Below are 15,301 nucleotides of genomic sequence, written 5' to 3' on the forward strand. Positions count from 1 at the left end.
TGATGCGTCTTTTTTTTATGTTGGTTTATGCCAAAAACTTGTTAGTAATCTTGGCAATACGCTGTGCATAAGCTTTAGCAGTTTTGAGGTCGCCTACAGGAATTTCATCAACACTCGCATCTGAAGGTGTTTGGACCAATAAGCCAACCGAACCACCTAAATTATTTACATCTTCACGGGTTGCTGATTTACTATTTGCAGGCAATAAGCCCAAACTCACCCAAATTCCGCCATGCTGAGAAGCAAGAGTTTGTAACTGAATTAACGTGACCTGTTTATCACCATTTAAACTGGCACTATTGGTAAATCCACCAAAAATTTTGTCTTGCCATTCACTCGTGAACCATTTTTTCGATGTTGCATCAGCAAACTTTTTAAATTGCCAAGGGGCAGTTCCCATATAGGTAGGTGCACCAAACACAATCGCATCTGATTGATCAAGTGTCGCCCAATCCTGTTCCTGAATATCACCATTTGCATCAATTTCAATTAAATTTGCTGAAATTTCCTGAGCAAAGGTTTGTGCAATCACTTTGGTATGACCATAACCAGAAAAATAAACCACAGAAATATTAGACATCTTGTTTTCCTCTATTTAAATCAAATATTTTTAAACTTTAATACACTCATGCAATCACATGACTTTTTGCTAAATCTGATCAGGTTTGAGTTTGACATAACTTGCCACGACGTCACTCAAGCCTTGTTTTAAACTTTGGGTTCTCTCCCCCACCAGAACTTCATAAGCATTTTGTTGAATCCCTTCAAAAATCTGTTCTGCAACAAACTCAGGGCTAAACTTAGTAAGAGGTAATGATCGGGTTAAATCTGTATCAATAAATCCAACATGAACACCCATCACCTGAATATGAAACTGAGATAACCATTGACGACATGAGTTGGTATAAGACCATGCAGCAGCTTTAGAAATTGCATAACCTGTTAATGAGGTACTCGGCTCCCAAGAGACATCCGACAAAATATTCACCACATAACCTTGTTGTTTCTGCTGCAAAATAGGCGAAAATATTTGCGTAACCCTCATCATGCCAAACAAATTGGTTTCTAAAATTTTATGGGTTGTATCAATAATATTGGTGTCTACTGGATGCGTATTTAACAGTGCAATGCCTGCATTATTGATCAATATATTCGTATCAGCACAGGTTTGCGCTGCGCGCTGGATCGATTGCTCATCATTCACATCAAGTTGCACAGGAATTAAACCTTCTTCTTGAAACCCTGCAACTTGGCGCATGGCAACATAGACTTTTTTTGCGCCTTGTTTACGTGCTTCACGTGCAATTGCCAAACCTAGTCCGCGATTAGCACCTGTAACAAAAACAACAGCATCTGTAACTTTCATTGCATAACCATCCAAATAATGATTGGTGATTGCAATACAGCCCTTATTGATAACAGTAGCGCAATCTTGATTCATTTATGATACACTTTTGAAACCTAGTATCAATTAGTTACCACAAGGTAACTGGTGTAAAAATTGATATTAAAGTGCAAAAATGCAATCAATGAGGTTGATAAGTTATGAATAAGCCATTGAAATTTAATATTTTTCACCCTGATTGTCCTGCACGACTTTTTTTTGAAAAATTTGCAGATAAATGGATCTTATTAATTGTATATACGCTAGATCAGGAATCTCAGCATTTCAATGAATTGAAAAAGAATATTCTAGGGATTTCACCTAAAGTACTCTCACAAAAATTAAAAATATTAGAACGTGATGGATTTTTAACGCGTACTATTCATGAAGACAATGTCATTCGTGTTGAATATGCACTGACTGAAATAGGCAAAGATTTTGTGCAAAATGCCTATTTAATGAAAGATTGGGTCGAAGCCAATATGGGGAAAGTCTTAAAATCAAGACAGGGTTTTGATCAGCGCCAAGAACAAGCAGAGTCGGTTTAAATCGACTCTGCTATTTTTGTTACTTTATTATTCTGCTAGTTGCTTAAAACCTTGCTGACGCCATGCTTCATAGACAATTACCGCAGTGGCATTAGATAAATTCAAACTGCGAGAATTGGCTGCCATTGGTAAACGAATCCAATGTTGCTGTGGAAACATTAAACGCACATGTTCAGGTAAACCACGTGTTTCTGGTCCCATTAATAATGCAACTGGTCGATTCAAATCAGAAGTATGTGGTGTTTCAGTTCCTTTAGTCGTTAAAGGATAGATAGCATCTTTATCCACACCTTGTGCCGCCAGAAATTCAAGACATTGTTCAATATTCTCCCAAATTTGCATGCGTGCCCATTCATGATAATCCAAACCAGCACGCTTTAATTTTTTATCATCCAACTCAAAACCTAAAGGTTTGACCAAATGTAGCTGCGCTCCAGTATTGGCACATAAACGAATGATATTTCCTGTATTGGCAGGAATTTCAGGCTCGTATAAAACAACATGGATCACAACATTTCTCAACTTAATAATTTTGCCTTATCTTCGATGAGCAGTTCATATCAGAACAATTCAATCTTAGATAAATAGCAGATGGAATGAAACAATGGCAATCGTGTTACTGCCATTTCAATTGTTCACGTAAACTCACCACTTCACCAATGATGGTTAAAGTCGGTGCTTGAATATGATGTTCGCTCACTTTACTCGCGATATCCGCCAAAGTACCAACAACCACTTTTTGCTCTGGTGTTGTACCTTTAGAAATCAAGGCAACAGGCATATTGGGACGTTGTCCATGTGCAATCAGTTGTTGGCAAGTATTTTCTAAGCCGACCAAGCCCATATACAACACCAAAGTTTGATTTTCATAGACCAGCTCATCCCAAGGTAACTCAGGCGAACCTTCTTTGAGATGCCCTGTTAAGAAACGAACACTTTGCGCATAATCACGATGCGTCAGTGGAATACCTGCATAAGCTGAACAACCTGATGCCGCAGTAATCCCTGGCACCACTTGGAAGGTAATGCCTGCATCAAACAACTCTTGAATTTCTTCGCCACCGCGACCAAAAATAAATGGATCACCGCCTTTTAGCCGACAAACACGTTTGCCTTGACTCGCATATTTGACCAATAATGCATTAATACCTTCTTGGGGTACTGAATGATTAGAACGCGCTTTGCCTACATATATTTTTTCTGCATCACGACGACATAAATCCATAATCGGCTGTGATACCAAACGGTCATAAATGACCACATCTGCTTGTTGCATTAAGCGTAATGCTTTTAAGGTCAAGAGTTCAGGATCGCCAGGTCCAGCACCGACCAAATAGACTTCCCCTTTCGGAGTTTTCCATTCTTGTAATGCCTGTTGAATTAGTTGATCGGCTTCAGCCTCATTGCCATTAAACACCCTCTCTTTGAGTGGACTTGCATACAAATCTTCCCAAAAAATGCGACGCTCATCAGGATTGGTAATTTTTTGCTTTACTGTTGTACGCCATTTACCCGAAAACTCTGCCAGTTTACCCATCCCATGCGGAATTAAGGTTTCTAACTGCGTCCGAATTTGGCGAGATAAAACGGGAGATGTGCCATTGCTTGCCACAGAAATAATCAATGGTGAACGATCAATAATGGCAGGAACCATAAAGCGACAATGTGGAGGGTCATCTACACTATTAACAAGAACCTTTTCCGCTTCACATGCTTCAAACACCTGCTGATTGACAACAGCATCATTCGTTGCAGCGATCACGAGGCGATAATCGCGTAAATTGACCTGTTGCTGAAAATCTTCAGCAATATACTGACCTTGGGTTTGTTGTACCAAAGTCAGTAAATCTGGTTCAATTTCAGGTGCAATCACATGCAGAGTTGCCCCTGCTTTGGCCAATAAAACCGCTTTGCGGTAAGCGATACGCCCACCGCCGACAATCAGACAAGGTTGCTGTTGCAGCTTTAAAGAGATTGGAAATATCTCCACGGAATACCTCTAATATTTACATCTGATCATCTAAAGCAATTTTCGTGCACAAATGTACACCCATCGAATAATTAATTAATCGATGTATTCAGCACCACCCATATATGGACGCAATACTGCTGGAATTTCAATCGATCCATCAGCACGTTGATAGTTTTCCATCACTGCCAATAAAGTACGTCCTACCGCCAATCCAGAACCGTTCAAAGTATGTACAAATTCTGTCTTTTTCTGATCGGCACGGTAACGAGCTTTCATACGACGGGCTTGGAAATCCCACATATTTGAGCACGAAGAAATTTCACGATAAGTATTTTGGCTTGGTACCCAAACTTCAAGATCGTAAGTTTTTGCTGCACCAAAGCCCATATCTCCGCCACATAACGTGATTTTACGGTAAGGTAAGCCTAACGCTTGCAAAATACCTTCTGCATGACCTGTTAATTCTTCTAAGGCTTGCATAGAATCTTCTGGTTTTACAATTTGCACCATCTCAACTTTGTCAAATTGGTGTTGACGAATTAAACCACGCGTATCACGACCATAAGAACCAGCTTCGCTACGGAAACATGGCGTGTGCGCTGCATATTTTAATGGCAAACGATCAGCATCAATAATTTCATCACGGACAAAGTTGGTGACTGGCACCTCAGCCGTTGGAATTAAATAGTATTCTTTTTCGCCCTGTAATTTGAATAAATCTTCTTCAAATTTAGGAAGTTGTCCAGTACCACGTAAAGAATCAGCATTTACTAAATATGGCACATAGGCTTCGGTATAACCATTTTTCAAGGTATGCGTATCGAGCATAAATTGAGTTAAAGCACGCTGTAAACGTGCTAAAGGTCCTTTGAGGACGCTAAAACGAGAACCCGTTAATTTAGTAGCAGTTTCAAACTCCAAACCACCCATCCATTCGCCAAGGTCAGTGTGATCTTTAATCTCAAAGTCAAAGCTACGTGGTGTGCCCCATGTATACACTTCAACATTATCACTCTCATCTTTACCTTCTGGCACAGACTCATGTGGCATATTCGGAATTGAAAGAAGTTTTGCTTCAAGTTCCGCTTGTAATTCAGCTAAAGCAACCTCAGCAGCTTTAATTTCATCACCAATAGCACCCATACGTGCCATGATTTCCGATGCATCGCCACCAGATTTTTTAATTTGACCAACTTGTTTTGCGCCCGCATTACGCTCAGCTTGTAACGCTTCAGTTTTGGATTGTAAATCTTTACGGCGAGCTTCTAATGATGCCCACTCTGCTACATCCAATTGAATGCCACGTTTTGCCAAGGCTAAATTTACAGCCTCAATATTTGTTCTGATTAATTTCGGGTCGATCATAGCCAGTCTTTACTAAAGAAAAAAACTGGCTATAGTGTAAGCTGTTCATGCCAAAAAATACAGTCAGCAACGTTCTAGCATCACCACATTCAGGCAATAATCCATCAATTAGACTTATTCATGCATTTTTTAATGCTCAGGATATTGCGGCAAACTTGGTAAATATTCAGGGCGTACAAATTTTTTCAATGTGTAGTACGGCAATGTCAACTCACTCATGCCTTCAGCATAAGAGGCGAGCTCATAAAGCGGATACACAAATACCAAACCATTTGCACCATAATAAAAATTATCACTAAGTTGAAGTTTTGCCTTTTCTATATTGTGTTCTTGCAACCAATTTTGGTTATTGTCATATAGCGCATCTAAAACTTGTGCATCAACACCTTTAATTAAAACATCTTGTAGTGCTAAACGTTTTTTCTTGCTCAGATCAAAATTTACGAATTCTTGATGATACATTCCATGTGCCGCACCAGCCGAATAGCTATAACTTTGCATTGCAAAAGTTGCGAAATTATCGTTTTGCCCTACATAACGCACATAAGTCGAACTTTGATTTAAACCCGGCTGTGTCCCTTCCTCAATACGTACTTTCTGGTTAGGTTGATCTGAAAATGCTATTGGGTCGGCTTTTTTAATCCGATCCATAAAATACTGATCAATCCATTTAAAATTGGTTTCAACCGTTTGAATATCGTATTGCGTACATCCTTCCGTTTCACACGCTTCAGATTTAGCCAATTTAACAGGTACGACTTTTGCCTGAATTGCAGGAATGACTTGCGTAGCCGATGCTTCGGTGGCTGTAGTTTTGGCTTCCACAGATTTCTGTGAAGCATCTTTCGGCTGACAACCTGTAAATAAAACCACTGAACACAACAGCGGTAAAACTAAATTTCGTTGTTTTAATTGGTAAGTATTCATAAATAAACCTTATATTCAGTATCCTCAAGCGATGTATTTCACTATACAAACTCTAACTTTAAGATGAAATTACAAAATGTAGCCCGACGTATTGACTACTTATTCAAATGAATATTTCAATCGGGATCATTTATTGAATTATTAATGTAAAAAATGCAGCACTTAGGCTGCATTTTTATCAATCGTCATTTGATATAGGTTTTCAGATTTATTGATCAATAATATCTGTACCCTTTGGCGGAGTAAAATTAAAAGTCGATGCTGGAATTGCAGCATTCACCTTAACATTATTAAATTTCACATAAGTCGTTTGCCCCAATGAGTCTTGTAAAATCATCAAATTCGGAGCTTTGTTGCCACCAAAACTAATGGTTAAACTTTGGAAAGCACCATCATCACGCTTTGGATAAAGCGTGTAATAAGTTTTTCCTTTATTCGGTTGAGTCACGCGGTAAGATTGCATAATCTGGTTGGTATTACCTGATAATAACAACGCTGGTGTATTGGCGACTTGTTCATCTAGACTTTGACGAACTGCCTGTTGTAAGTCTGGGTCGTAAATCCACACTGTTTTACCTGAAGTTACGATGGTTTGTTTTGCTGGTGTGGTTGTCTCCCAATAGAATTTCCCTGGGCGTGCAACTTTCATCGTCCCTTTAAAAGTTTGGTTCATATGTTGCGCAGCTAAGCCTTTTTTTTGCGCCTTGTTAGCACCACTTGAGGCCTTTGTTGTCTGCTCAAAATTAGCCGATAAACTTTGAATACCACTTAACTGCTTGACCAAATTTGCAGTTGCTTGTTGCTCCGATGCCGCTACAGGTGCTGCAAAAACAGTAGTACTGATCATCGGCGCTAGTGTCACTGCACCCAATGCTACAGCACACATGGTTTTACGAAGCATGTTCATGTCATCACCTTTTTTATTTGCTATGTCGCAATCTATTGAAAGCCCCATCTTAAACCAAATCCAGCGGCTAATAATTGAGAAAATAAGAAGATTTGTATAAATATTAATGTTTAATGTAGTGCTACATCCATCATGATGAAGATCTTTTTTTAGCTCATATGCAAAAAAGCCCCTGAAGTTCAGGAGCTTTTCTGCTTGAGCTACTAAGATCAATTCACACTTATTTCCATTGGTAGCCTACAGAAGCACCGCCACCAAAGTCACCTTGGCTATTACCTGTCAACGCAACTTTATAGACATATTTATTATTTTCAGTCACACCACTTACACCGAAGGCATAACCTTGCTCACCTTCCCAGAACCCAACACCGCCACTCACCATGCTCATACCTGCTTCAGTCGGTTGTGGTAAAGAAGCAATTGCGATACTAGAAGCTACAGCAGCATATGTCCGATCTTCCAAATCTCGCAGGTCTCGATTCAATGCATTCACTCGACTATCAGTATAAGCTTTTGCATCATTCAATGTTTGCTGACCAACTTGGTTTATATAAGTTTTGGCTTGATTCAATATGGTGGTATCCGCAGCAGCCATTTCCTCTGGAGTAATGCCATTTGTACCATCAGCTCCATTTGCACCTTTCAGACTTGCCAACCATTGGGTAATAGTTCCAGCATAACCATTGTTTACTGCTAACTGATAAGCACTAATACCATTGGCTCCTGTAGTACCATTGGCTCCTTTAAGGCTTGCCAACCACTCAACCACTGTACCATCAAAACCATTTTCCACAGCTTGTTGATAAGCATTTAACCCTTGTGCACCGATTGCACCTGTGGCTCCCGTTGCACCTGTTGCCCCAGTATCACCTTTTACACCTTGGATACCCTGAGCACCTGTAGCACCAGTGGCTCCTGTAGCACCCGTTGCGCCTGTAGCACCAGTGGCTCCCGTTGCACCAGTATCACCTTTTACACCTTGGATACCTTGAGCACCTGTAGCACCAGTGGCTCCTGTGGCTCCCGTTGCACCTGTTGCCCCAGTATCACCTTTTACACCTTGGATACCCTGAGCACCTGTAGCACCAGTGGCTCCTGTAGCACCCGTTGCGCCTGTAGCACCAGTGGCTCCCGTTGCACCAGTATCACCTTTTACACCTTGGATACCTTGAGCACCTGTTGCACCTGTAGCACCTGTAGCACCCGTTGCGCCTGTGGCACCCGTTGCGCCTGTGGCACCCGTTTCACCAGTTGCCCCTGTGGCTCCCGTCGCGCCTGTAGCACCCGTTTCACCTGTGGCTCCTGTTGCACCTGTGGCTCCCGTCGCGCCTGTAGCACCCGTTTCACCTGTGGCTCCCGTTGCACCTGTGGCTCCAGTTGCCCCTGTAGCACCCGTCGCGCCTGTAGCACCCGTTTCACCAGTTGCCCCTGTAGCACCCGTCGCGCCTGTGGCTCCGACAAGTGATGCCAACCATTGTTCTTCAGTACCTACAAAACCACTATCAACAGCAACTTCATATGCACTTAAACCATCAGCCCCAGCGGGACCAGTAGGACCAGTAGGACCAGTCGGTCCTGGTATTCCACTCTCAGGACAACTCCCTGTGTCTTGATTAGAATTACATGAGGTTGCAAAAACATTTGTATTCGCTGTCATTAAAATTGCACTTAAAAGAAGTACTTGCACAGCAAACTTTTGTTTACGAACATAATGATTTGGCTCAAGTGCTTGTAGATTCATGGCAGCAGATACTGCAGTACTAATATGGTTTTGTTCTTTTTGTAACTTATTTTCTAAGGCTTTCGTCATCTGACTATTCGGAACACCGAAGACATTTTGATTTAATTTTTTCATGTCCTTCTTCCTTATCCTTCTCCTATTTCATCTATTACACGCTCAAATAAATGTGACGTACATCACTATTTTTTGGTATTTTGTGACTATAGATATCTTAGTAAAGAAAAGTGTTTTGAAGAATAATGCTGCCGTTCAGCGCTTGACTTAAATCATTTTGAAAATAAACCCACCTAAAAAATATAAAAAAACCCGCATAAAATGCGGGTTTTTCTGAACTTTTAAAACTTATGCAGTTTCAACAGTTACATAGCGACGGCCAAATTGACCTTTCACTTCAAATTTAACTACGCCGTCAGCAGTAGCAAATAAAGTATGGTCACGACCCATACCAACATTTGCACCAGCGTGGAATTCTGTACCACGTTGACGAACGATAATGTTACCAGCAGTCACAGTTTGACCACCGTACATTTTAACACCTAACATCTTAGGATTTGAGTCACGACCGTTCTTAGTCGAGCCACCGGCTTTTTTAGATGCCATGTCTATATACTCCTAGCGATTAGCCTGCGATACCAGTAATTTTTAACTCGGTAAACCATTGACGGTGACCAGTTTGCTTACGGTAGTGTTTACGACGACGTAACTTAACGATACGGATTTTGTCGTGACGACCATGACCAACCACTTCTGCAGTTACTTTCGCGCCAGCTACAACTGGAGCACCGATTTGAATGCTGCCACCATTAACAACCATTAATACGTCATCAAACGTAATAGTCGCGCCAGTTTCAGCTTTCAATAATTCAACTTTAAGGGTTTCACCCTCAACTACACGGTGCTGTTTACCACCGCTTTGGATTACTGCGTACATAATGTACTCCAACTTGCCCGTGTCGCCGTGCCGATAAAGGGATATATCGATCTTAAAACGACCGCCACTGGGGTTATACAAGGGGACAGATTTTAAGTGATTATTGCATAAACAACAAGCCACTTACACAAAAAAACCTAAACTTAGCCCTAAGTTTGTTTTGCAGCGCTAACATGTTAAATTAAAATAGAATGAAACACATACGACTGTGTAATAAAGAATAGATTTTTAAAATCAATTCGCTACTATAGTCAGCAGATACATTTTTGATGTCATCCAAAACATCGTTTACGTATTTATGGTAATCAACCTGTCTAAATTATCGAACATCAGTAATCCTGTTTACTGTGTCATTTTTTGATTCTAATTTTTGATTACACTATAGATAATGACGCTACCTTTGCAAACATCACTTAACCAATAGAGGTTTCTATTCCTATGGCCATCGATTTTAAGCAAGATATTCTCGCCCCTGTAGCTCAAGACTTTGCTGAGATGGATACATTTATTAATGAAGGAATTACCTCTAAAGTGGCATTAGTGATGGCAGTCAGTAAACACGTGGTTGAAGCAGGCGGAAAACGCATGCGCCCGATTATGTGCTTACTCGCAGCCAAAGCCTGTGGTGCTGAAGATTTAACACAACAACGAAAATTAGCTGCCATTATTGAGATGTTGCACACTGCAACGCTTGTGCATGATGATGTTGTCGATGAGTCTGGTTTACGTCGTGGTCGTCCAACCGCAAATGCAACATGGAATAATCAAACAGCAGTTTTAGTCGGTGATTTTCTGATCTCACGTTCTTTCGATTTACTGGTCGATTTGAACAATATGATGTTATTAAAAGACTTTTCTACAGGAACCTGTGAAATTGCTGAAGGTGAAGTATTACAGCTACAAGCTCAACATCAACCTGATACCAATGAACAAACGTATTTAGATATTATCCACGGTAAAACTTCACGTTTATTTGAGTTAGCAACTGAAGGGGCTGCTATCCTTACAGGTACACCAGAATACCGTGAACCCCTCAGAAAATTTGCAGGCCATTTTGGCAATGCCTTCCAAATTATTGATGACATTTTAGATTACACATCTGATGCTGAAACGCTTGGTAAAAATATTGGCGATGATTTAATGGAAGGTAAACCCACTTTGCCTCTCATCTCAGCACTACAACTTACTACAGGTGAACACCACCAAATTATTCGTAAGAGTATTGCAACTGGTGGTACAGCACAACTCGATCAAGTCATCGACATCGTACAACAGTCTGGCGCATTAGATTATTGCCGCAAACGCGCCACAGAAGAAACGGAAGCTGCTTTAGCAGCACTTATGGCCTTGCCTGATACACAATATCGTCAAGCATTATCTAATTTGGCACAATTGGCTTTACACCGAATTCAATAAAGTAGACTTACTTATTTGCTTATGCATATACAATTTAATGATGTATTGCGGAACATGCAGCAACAGCTTGAGCTTTCTCAGGCTGTTGATGATGTTTTGCTGATTGAACTGGTCAATCAAATTCGACCCAGTGACAGTAAGAACATAGATGAAATAGAACAAAAATTTCAGCAATTTATTCAAATCCTTTTACTTACACCCCATGCTGCAATTACCTTACAAAGTTTTCTTCTACGCCTAATCAATCAATACAAACAAACCAGTTTATTTGCCGATACAGGCATTTTATCGCTTGATGGTTTTTGGAATCAGTTGGCTCAGCGTGTAGGTGCTCACTTTTTACCCTTAATCCATGATGAAACCCAACTTCAAGAACTGGTTCGACGAGTGTTTCATCAGCCGAATGACCAATACTGGCTAGATCAAATTTCTGAAAAAAATTGGCAGCAGCTATTTCAACTTTTAAATCAAGGGCATAGCAATCAGAAAGAAAAGCTCAAAATTAAAAGTGAGCTGATTAAAGCAATTACCGTAATTTCATATCGAATTAGTGGCATTGGCTTATACCCTGAATTTATTAACGCTCAACCTGAACTGACTGAATACGAATCTCCATTTTTAGAACAAAATCGTGAGATTATTGAATTTATTCAACATTATAAAAAATTGCATCAAAATCGGGATGAATTTGCGGTCATTGCACCACCCGATGCTTCACAAGCCTTGGTCATGATTGATCAATGTCGAGAAGTAGTTTTAAAAATTCGACGTGCCACCAAAAGGATTGGGGTGAGTATCAGCCTCACCTATTTGCTCTCATTATTAGAGCAATGTCTTGATCGGGTTGAACTCCTTTTGCAAATCATTGTTGAAGAAGATGAGCTTCGTTACCACGCGATAGGAAGCCTGCTCACCGATATTAGCCAAGCGATTTACAATGAACGTAGTGTTCGAGCCTTGTTGGCAAACAATAGTGAACTTATTGCATTACAAGTCACTGAAAATGCAAGTAAAACGGGTGAACACTATGTAAGTACGGATAAAAAAAGTTTTTGGTCTATGTACCGCTCTGCTGCAGGTGCTGGGGTAATTATTGCCATCATGGCGACCCTAAAAACTTTAGCCTCTCGTGTAGTCATGGCACCGATTATGCAAGCGTTTGTGTATAGCATGAATTATGCTTTTGGTTTCATGCTTATTCATATTGTACATTGTACCGTTGCAACAAAACAGCCGGCCATGACCGCTGCCGCACTTGCATCGACCGTACAGCATCGCAAAGGCTCTAAGACAGCTCAAATTGCTGAATTAGCCGCTTTAATTATTAATATTATTCGCACCCAGTTCATCGCAATTATTGGCAATATTTCTATAGCCATTCCAACAGCGGCATTGATTGCTTGGCTATGGCAAACAGGACTACATGAACCGTTAATGAATCATGTCAAAGCGGCAAAAACATTACATGATTTAAATCCATTTACCTCTTTAGCAATTCCACATGCAGCCATTGCAGGGGTATGTCTGTTCTTATCAGGGTTAATTGCTGGATATTTCGATAATATGGCAGTTTACCGAAAAGTTGGCCCTAGACTTAAAGCACATCAAAAATTGAAATTATATATAGGGCAAGAACGCTTAAATAAGCTTGCAGAGTATGTAGAACGAAATTTAGGTGCGCTCGCGGGTAATTTTATTTTTGGGATCATGCTCGGCAGCATGGGCACTCTAGGTTTTATTTTAGGTCTCCCTTTAGATATTCGACATATTGCCTTTGCCTCAGCCAACTTTATACAAGGTCTCATGAATATTAATGATAGCCCTGATATTGGCCTAATTATTGTATCTTTTTTAGGCGTACTTTTAATTGGTCTAACCAACTTATTTGTAAGTTTCACCCTCACGATTATTGTTGCTTTGAGGGCACGTCGCGTTCGTTTTGAGCAATGGAAACCGTTAGCAAAGTTAGTACTGACCCATTTTTTAACACGTCCAAGTGATTTCTTTTGGCCACCAAAATCACCTTTAGTCGTTGACGAAACTACAAATACTCACAAAACTTTAAGTAAATGATTTGTTATATTTCAACACTACTATAGAGAAATTTAATCGAGTTCACACAGGCTTGAAAAAAAGTGTACTGACAAGTACACTTTGACCCAAATGTTAACTGGGGAGTCCGGTTAAACGAACAAGAGGTTAATGCATGCCGTACTTGTTGCTTATTATTGGTTGTTTTTTGTTATTTTTCAGTGTCTTGATTTTAAACACTCCCAGTTTGCTTTCATTTGATCTGGCTATTGTCGAATGGGCAAGTCATCATCGTACTGAAAGTTTAAACCAAATAACAACGCTACTATCAGCAATTGGGGGGATGCCAGCTGTACTTTTTTTTACCACTTTATGGTGTTTCTATCTAACTTGGTATAAAAAATACACATATATTTTGCTAATTTGTTTAGGACTTGTTGGAAGCGGAGCCGTTGCTTGGCTACTTAAATACTGGATTGCAAGACCACGCCCACCTGAAATATTTCATTTGGTTCAAAGTTATGGGGCTTCTTTTCCAAGTGCGCACAGTGTTTATGCTGCTGCTTTAAGTGGTTTAGTTATTTATTTATACCGTGAACACTCCAAATACTCATATATTTATTGTTTTGCAGTTATATGGTTCATTTTAATGGGGTGCTCAAGAGTGTATTTGGGCGTACATTTCTCTTCTGATGTTCTTGCAGGTTGGGGCATAAGTTTTATTTGGATTACCCTGCTATACATAGTGTTACAACACTCTATGAAGCAAAAATAAATTAATTTTTAGATAATAATCTAACCGAGGTGGAACAATGATGTCTGCAAAGCTTTGGGCTCCGGCCCTCACCGCTTGCGCATTAGCAACAAGTATTGCACTTGTTGGTTGTAGCAAAGATCAAAAAGATGCGCAGCAAGCTGGTGCATCTCAACAAATGCCGCCAACAGAAGTTGGTATCATTGTTGCGCAACCGCAAAGCGTCGAACAGTCTGTAGAGTTATCTGGTAGAACCACAGCATTTGAAGTATCAGAAGTTCGCCCACAAACCAGTGGTATTATTCTGAAACGCTTATTTGCCGAAGGTAGTTATGTCCGTGAAGGTCAAGCACTTTATGAGTTAGATTCTCGTACAAACCGAGCTACACTTGATAATGCAAAAGCTGCCCTCTTACAACAAGAAGCCAACTTAAGCTCTCTGAAAACAAAACTCAATCGCTATCAACAACTGGTTTCAAGCAATGCAGTTTCGAAGCAAGAATATGATGATTTAGTCGGTCAAGTTAGAGTGGCTGATGCTCAAGTTGCGGCTGCGCGTGCACAAGTCAAAAATGCCGAAGTAGATTTAGGTTATTCAACCATTCGCTCTCCAATTTCTGGTCAAACTAACCGTTCAACGGTAACAGTAGGTGCACTTGTAACGGCGAATCAGGCAGATCCATTAGTAACGATTCAACGTTTAGATCCAATTTATGTGGATATTAACCAGTCTAGTACCGAATTGTTACGCCTACGCCAGCAGCTCAGCAAAGGCAGTTTGGACAGCAGCAATAACACACGTGTGAAACTTAAACTTGAAGATGGTAGCTACTACCCAATTGAAGGTCGCTTAGCATTCTCAGATGCCAGTGTAAATACAGAAACAGGGACTGTCACAATTCGTGCAGTATTCCCAAATCCGAATCACTTGTTATTACCAGGTATGTTTGCCAATGCGCAAATTGTACAAGGTGTGATACCTAATGCAATTTTAATTCCTCAAGCGGCAATTACGCGTACCCCAACTGGTCAAGCAATGGCCATGATTGTGGATGCGAAAGGGGCAATTGAGGCACGTCCTGTAACCACAGTGGGTGTTCAGGGGCAGAATTGGATCGTGACTGAAGGTATTAAAACGGGTGAAAAAATTGTGGTGGATGGTATTGCGAAAGTAAAAGCAGGACAAACCGTTTCTGCAAAACCATATCAACCTCAAACTGAAGCACCAAAAGCATCGGCGCCAGCTTCTGCTGAAAAACCAAAAGCACAACAAGCTGAATCTAACACTGAACAAAAAGCTACTTCACACGCATAAGGGGTAGACT

The 15,301-nt window shown here is 40.5% G+C and carries 15 protein-coding genes; 5 read left to right on the forward strand and 10 right to left on the reverse strand.

What is annotated here, in order from left to right:
* Positions 1-25 precede the first annotated feature (25 nt).
* Together F4W09_RS05470 and F4W09_RS05475 are read right to left on the reverse strand one after the other, a co-directional pair.
* The gene (locus F4W09_RS05470; RefSeq protein WP_016165781.1) at positions 26-580 is read right to left on the reverse strand and encodes a flavodoxin family protein; all 555 of its coding nucleotides are present in this window, start codon (positions 578-580) and stop codon (positions 26-28) included.
* A 69-nt stretch (positions 581-649) separates the two neighbouring features.
* Positions 650-1,366 carry an SDR family NAD(P)-dependent oxidoreductase gene (locus tag F4W09_RS05475; RefSeq protein WP_151504322.1) on the reverse strand — a complete coding sequence of 239 codons (717 nt, stop codon included), beginning with the start codon at positions 1,364-1,366 and terminating at the stop codon, positions 650-652.
* 179 nt (positions 1,367-1,545) lie between these two features.
* On the opposite strand from F4W09_RS05475, the gene F4W09_RS05480 reads away from it, so the two are divergent.
* Positions 1,546-1,932 carry a winged helix-turn-helix transcriptional regulator gene (locus F4W09_RS05480; protein ID WP_016165779.1) on the forward strand — a complete coding sequence of 129 codons (387 nt, stop codon included), beginning with the start codon at positions 1,546-1,548 and terminating at the stop codon, positions 1,930-1,932.
* Between the two features lie 27 nt (positions 1,933-1,959).
* Here the strand turns inward: F4W09_RS05480 and F4W09_RS05485 are convergent, their stop codons facing one another.
* From F4W09_RS05485 to rplU, 8 genes are all read right to left on the reverse strand, one after another.
* On the reverse strand, positions 1,960-2,442 hold the full coding sequence (locus F4W09_RS05485; protein WP_151504246.1) for a tRNA (cytidine(34)-2'-O)-methyltransferase: 483 nt from the start codon (positions 2,440-2,442) through the stop codon (positions 1,960-1,962).
* Positions 2,443-2,548: 106 nt separating this feature from the next.
* Entirely contained in the window at positions 2,549-3,922 is a 1,374-nt protein-coding gene (gene cysG / locus F4W09_RS05490) for a siroheme synthase CysG (protein ID WP_151504247.1), read from the reverse strand.
* Positions 3,923-3,997: 75 nt separating this feature from the next.
* A complete protein-coding gene (gene serS, locus F4W09_RS05495) occupies positions 3,998-5,269 on the reverse strand; it encodes a serine--tRNA ligase (protein ID WP_016165776.1) in 1,272 nt (423 codons plus the stop codon).
* A gap of 129 nt (positions 5,270-5,398) precedes the next feature.
* Positions 5,399-6,196 (reverse strand): RsiV family protein, encoded by a 798-nt coding sequence (locus F4W09_RS05500; RefSeq protein ID WP_044737316.1) that lies wholly within the window; start codon positions 6,194-6,196, stop codon positions 5,399-5,401.
* 208 nt (positions 6,197-6,404) lie between these two features.
* Positions 6,405-7,103, reverse strand: a complete 699-nt coding sequence (lolA, locus tag F4W09_RS05505; protein ID WP_044737328.1) for an outer membrane lipoprotein periplasmic chaperone LolA — start codon at positions 7,101-7,103, stop codon at positions 6,405-6,407.
* Between the two features lie 220 nt (positions 7,104-7,323).
* Positions 7,324-8,958, reverse strand: a complete 1,635-nt coding sequence (locus F4W09_RS17400) for a YadA C-terminal domain-containing protein (protein WP_272482702.1) — start codon at positions 8,956-8,958, stop codon at positions 7,324-7,326.
* A 228-nt stretch (positions 8,959-9,186) separates the two neighbouring features.
* On the reverse strand, positions 9,187-9,444 hold the full coding sequence (gene rpmA, locus F4W09_RS05515) for a 50S ribosomal protein L27 (RefSeq protein ID WP_044740894.1): 258 nt from the start codon (positions 9,442-9,444) through the stop codon (positions 9,187-9,189).
* A 19-nt stretch (positions 9,445-9,463) separates the two neighbouring features.
* Positions 9,464-9,775 carry a 50S ribosomal protein L21 gene (gene rplU, locus F4W09_RS05520; protein ID WP_151504248.1) on the reverse strand — a complete coding sequence of 104 codons (312 nt, stop codon included), beginning with the start codon at positions 9,773-9,775 and terminating at the stop codon, positions 9,464-9,466.
* A 438-nt stretch (positions 9,776-10,213) separates the two neighbouring features.
* Between rplU and sdsA the strand changes: the two genes are divergently transcribed.
* From sdsA to F4W09_RS05540, 4 genes are all read left to right on the forward strand, one after another.
* Positions 10,214-11,191 carry an All-trans-nonaprenyl-diphosphate synthase gene (sdsA, locus tag F4W09_RS05525; RefSeq protein ID WP_044740895.1) on the forward strand — a complete coding sequence of 326 codons (978 nt, stop codon included), beginning with the start codon at positions 10,214-10,216 and terminating at the stop codon, positions 11,189-11,191.
* Positions 11,192-11,212: 21 nt separating this feature from the next.
* Positions 11,213-13,264 (forward strand): site-specific recombinase, encoded by a 2,052-nt coding sequence (locus F4W09_RS05530; RefSeq protein ID WP_104441018.1) that lies wholly within the window; start codon positions 11,213-11,215, stop codon positions 13,262-13,264.
* 133 nt (positions 13,265-13,397) lie between these two features.
* Positions 13,398-13,997 (forward strand): phosphatase PAP2 family protein, encoded by a 600-nt coding sequence (locus F4W09_RS05535; RefSeq protein ID WP_151504249.1) that lies wholly within the window; start codon positions 13,398-13,400, stop codon positions 13,995-13,997.
* Between the two features lie 37 nt (positions 13,998-14,034).
* Complete coding sequence (locus F4W09_RS05540) at positions 14,035-15,291, forward strand: efflux RND transporter periplasmic adaptor subunit (protein ID WP_104441019.1); 1,257 nt, start codon at positions 14,035-14,037, stop codon at positions 15,289-15,291.
* Positions 15,292-15,301 lie beyond the last annotated feature (10 nt).

The organism is Acinetobacter tandoii, from assembly GCF_008867985.1.
Classification (GTDB): Bacteria; Pseudomonadota; Gammaproteobacteria; order Pseudomonadales; family Moraxellaceae; genus Acinetobacter; species Acinetobacter tandoii.

What these genes read in the sequence shown, in the direction of transcription:
- lolA (WP_044737328.1), bottom strand. Translation starts at nt 7,103, where the DNA reads ATGAACATGCTTCGTAAAACCATGTGTGCTGTAGCATTGGGTGCAGTG.
- F4W09_RS17400 (WP_272482702.1), bottom strand. Translation starts at nt 8,958, where the DNA reads ATGAAAAAATTAAATCAAAATGTCTTCGGTGTTCCGAATAGTCAGATG.
- F4W09_RS05500 (WP_044737316.1), bottom strand. Translation starts at nt 6,196, where the DNA reads ATGAATACTTACCAATTAAAACAACGAAATTTAGTTTTACCGCTGTTG.
- F4W09_RS05475 (WP_151504322.1), bottom strand. Translation starts at nt 1,366, where the DNA reads ATGAAAGTTACAGATGCTGTTGTTTTTGTTACAGGTGCTAATCGCGGA.
- rplU (WP_151504248.1), bottom strand. Translation starts at nt 9,775, where the DNA reads ATGTACGCAGTAATCCAAAGCGGTGGTAAACAGCACCGTGTAGTTGAG.
- F4W09_RS05540 (WP_104441019.1), top strand. Translation starts at nt 14,035, where the DNA reads ATGATGTCTGCAAAGCTTTGGGCTCCGGCCCTCACCGCTTGCGCATTA.
- rpmA (WP_044740894.1), bottom strand. Translation starts at nt 9,444, where the DNA reads ATGGCATCTAAAAAAGCCGGTGGCTCGACTAAGAACGGTCGTGACTCA.
- F4W09_RS05470 (WP_016165781.1), bottom strand. Translation starts at nt 580, where the DNA reads ATGTCTAATATTTCTGTGGTTTATTTTTCTGGTTATGGTCATACCAAA.
- F4W09_RS05535 (WP_151504249.1), top strand. Translation starts at nt 13,398, where the DNA reads ATGCCGTACTTGTTGCTTATTATTGGTTGTTTTTTGTTATTTTTCAGT.
- serS (WP_016165776.1), bottom strand. Translation starts at nt 5,269, where the DNA reads ATGATCGACCCGAAATTAATCAGAACAAATATTGAGGCTGTAAATTTA.
- sdsA (WP_044740895.1), top strand. Translation starts at nt 10,214, where the DNA reads ATGGCCATCGATTTTAAGCAAGATATTCTCGCCCCTGTAGCTCAAGAC.
- F4W09_RS05530 (WP_104441018.1), top strand. Translation starts at nt 11,213, where the DNA reads ATGCATATACAATTTAATGATGTATTGCGGAACATGCAGCAACAGCTT.
- F4W09_RS05480 (WP_016165779.1), top strand. Translation starts at nt 1,546, where the DNA reads ATGAATAAGCCATTGAAATTTAATATTTTTCACCCTGATTGTCCTGCA.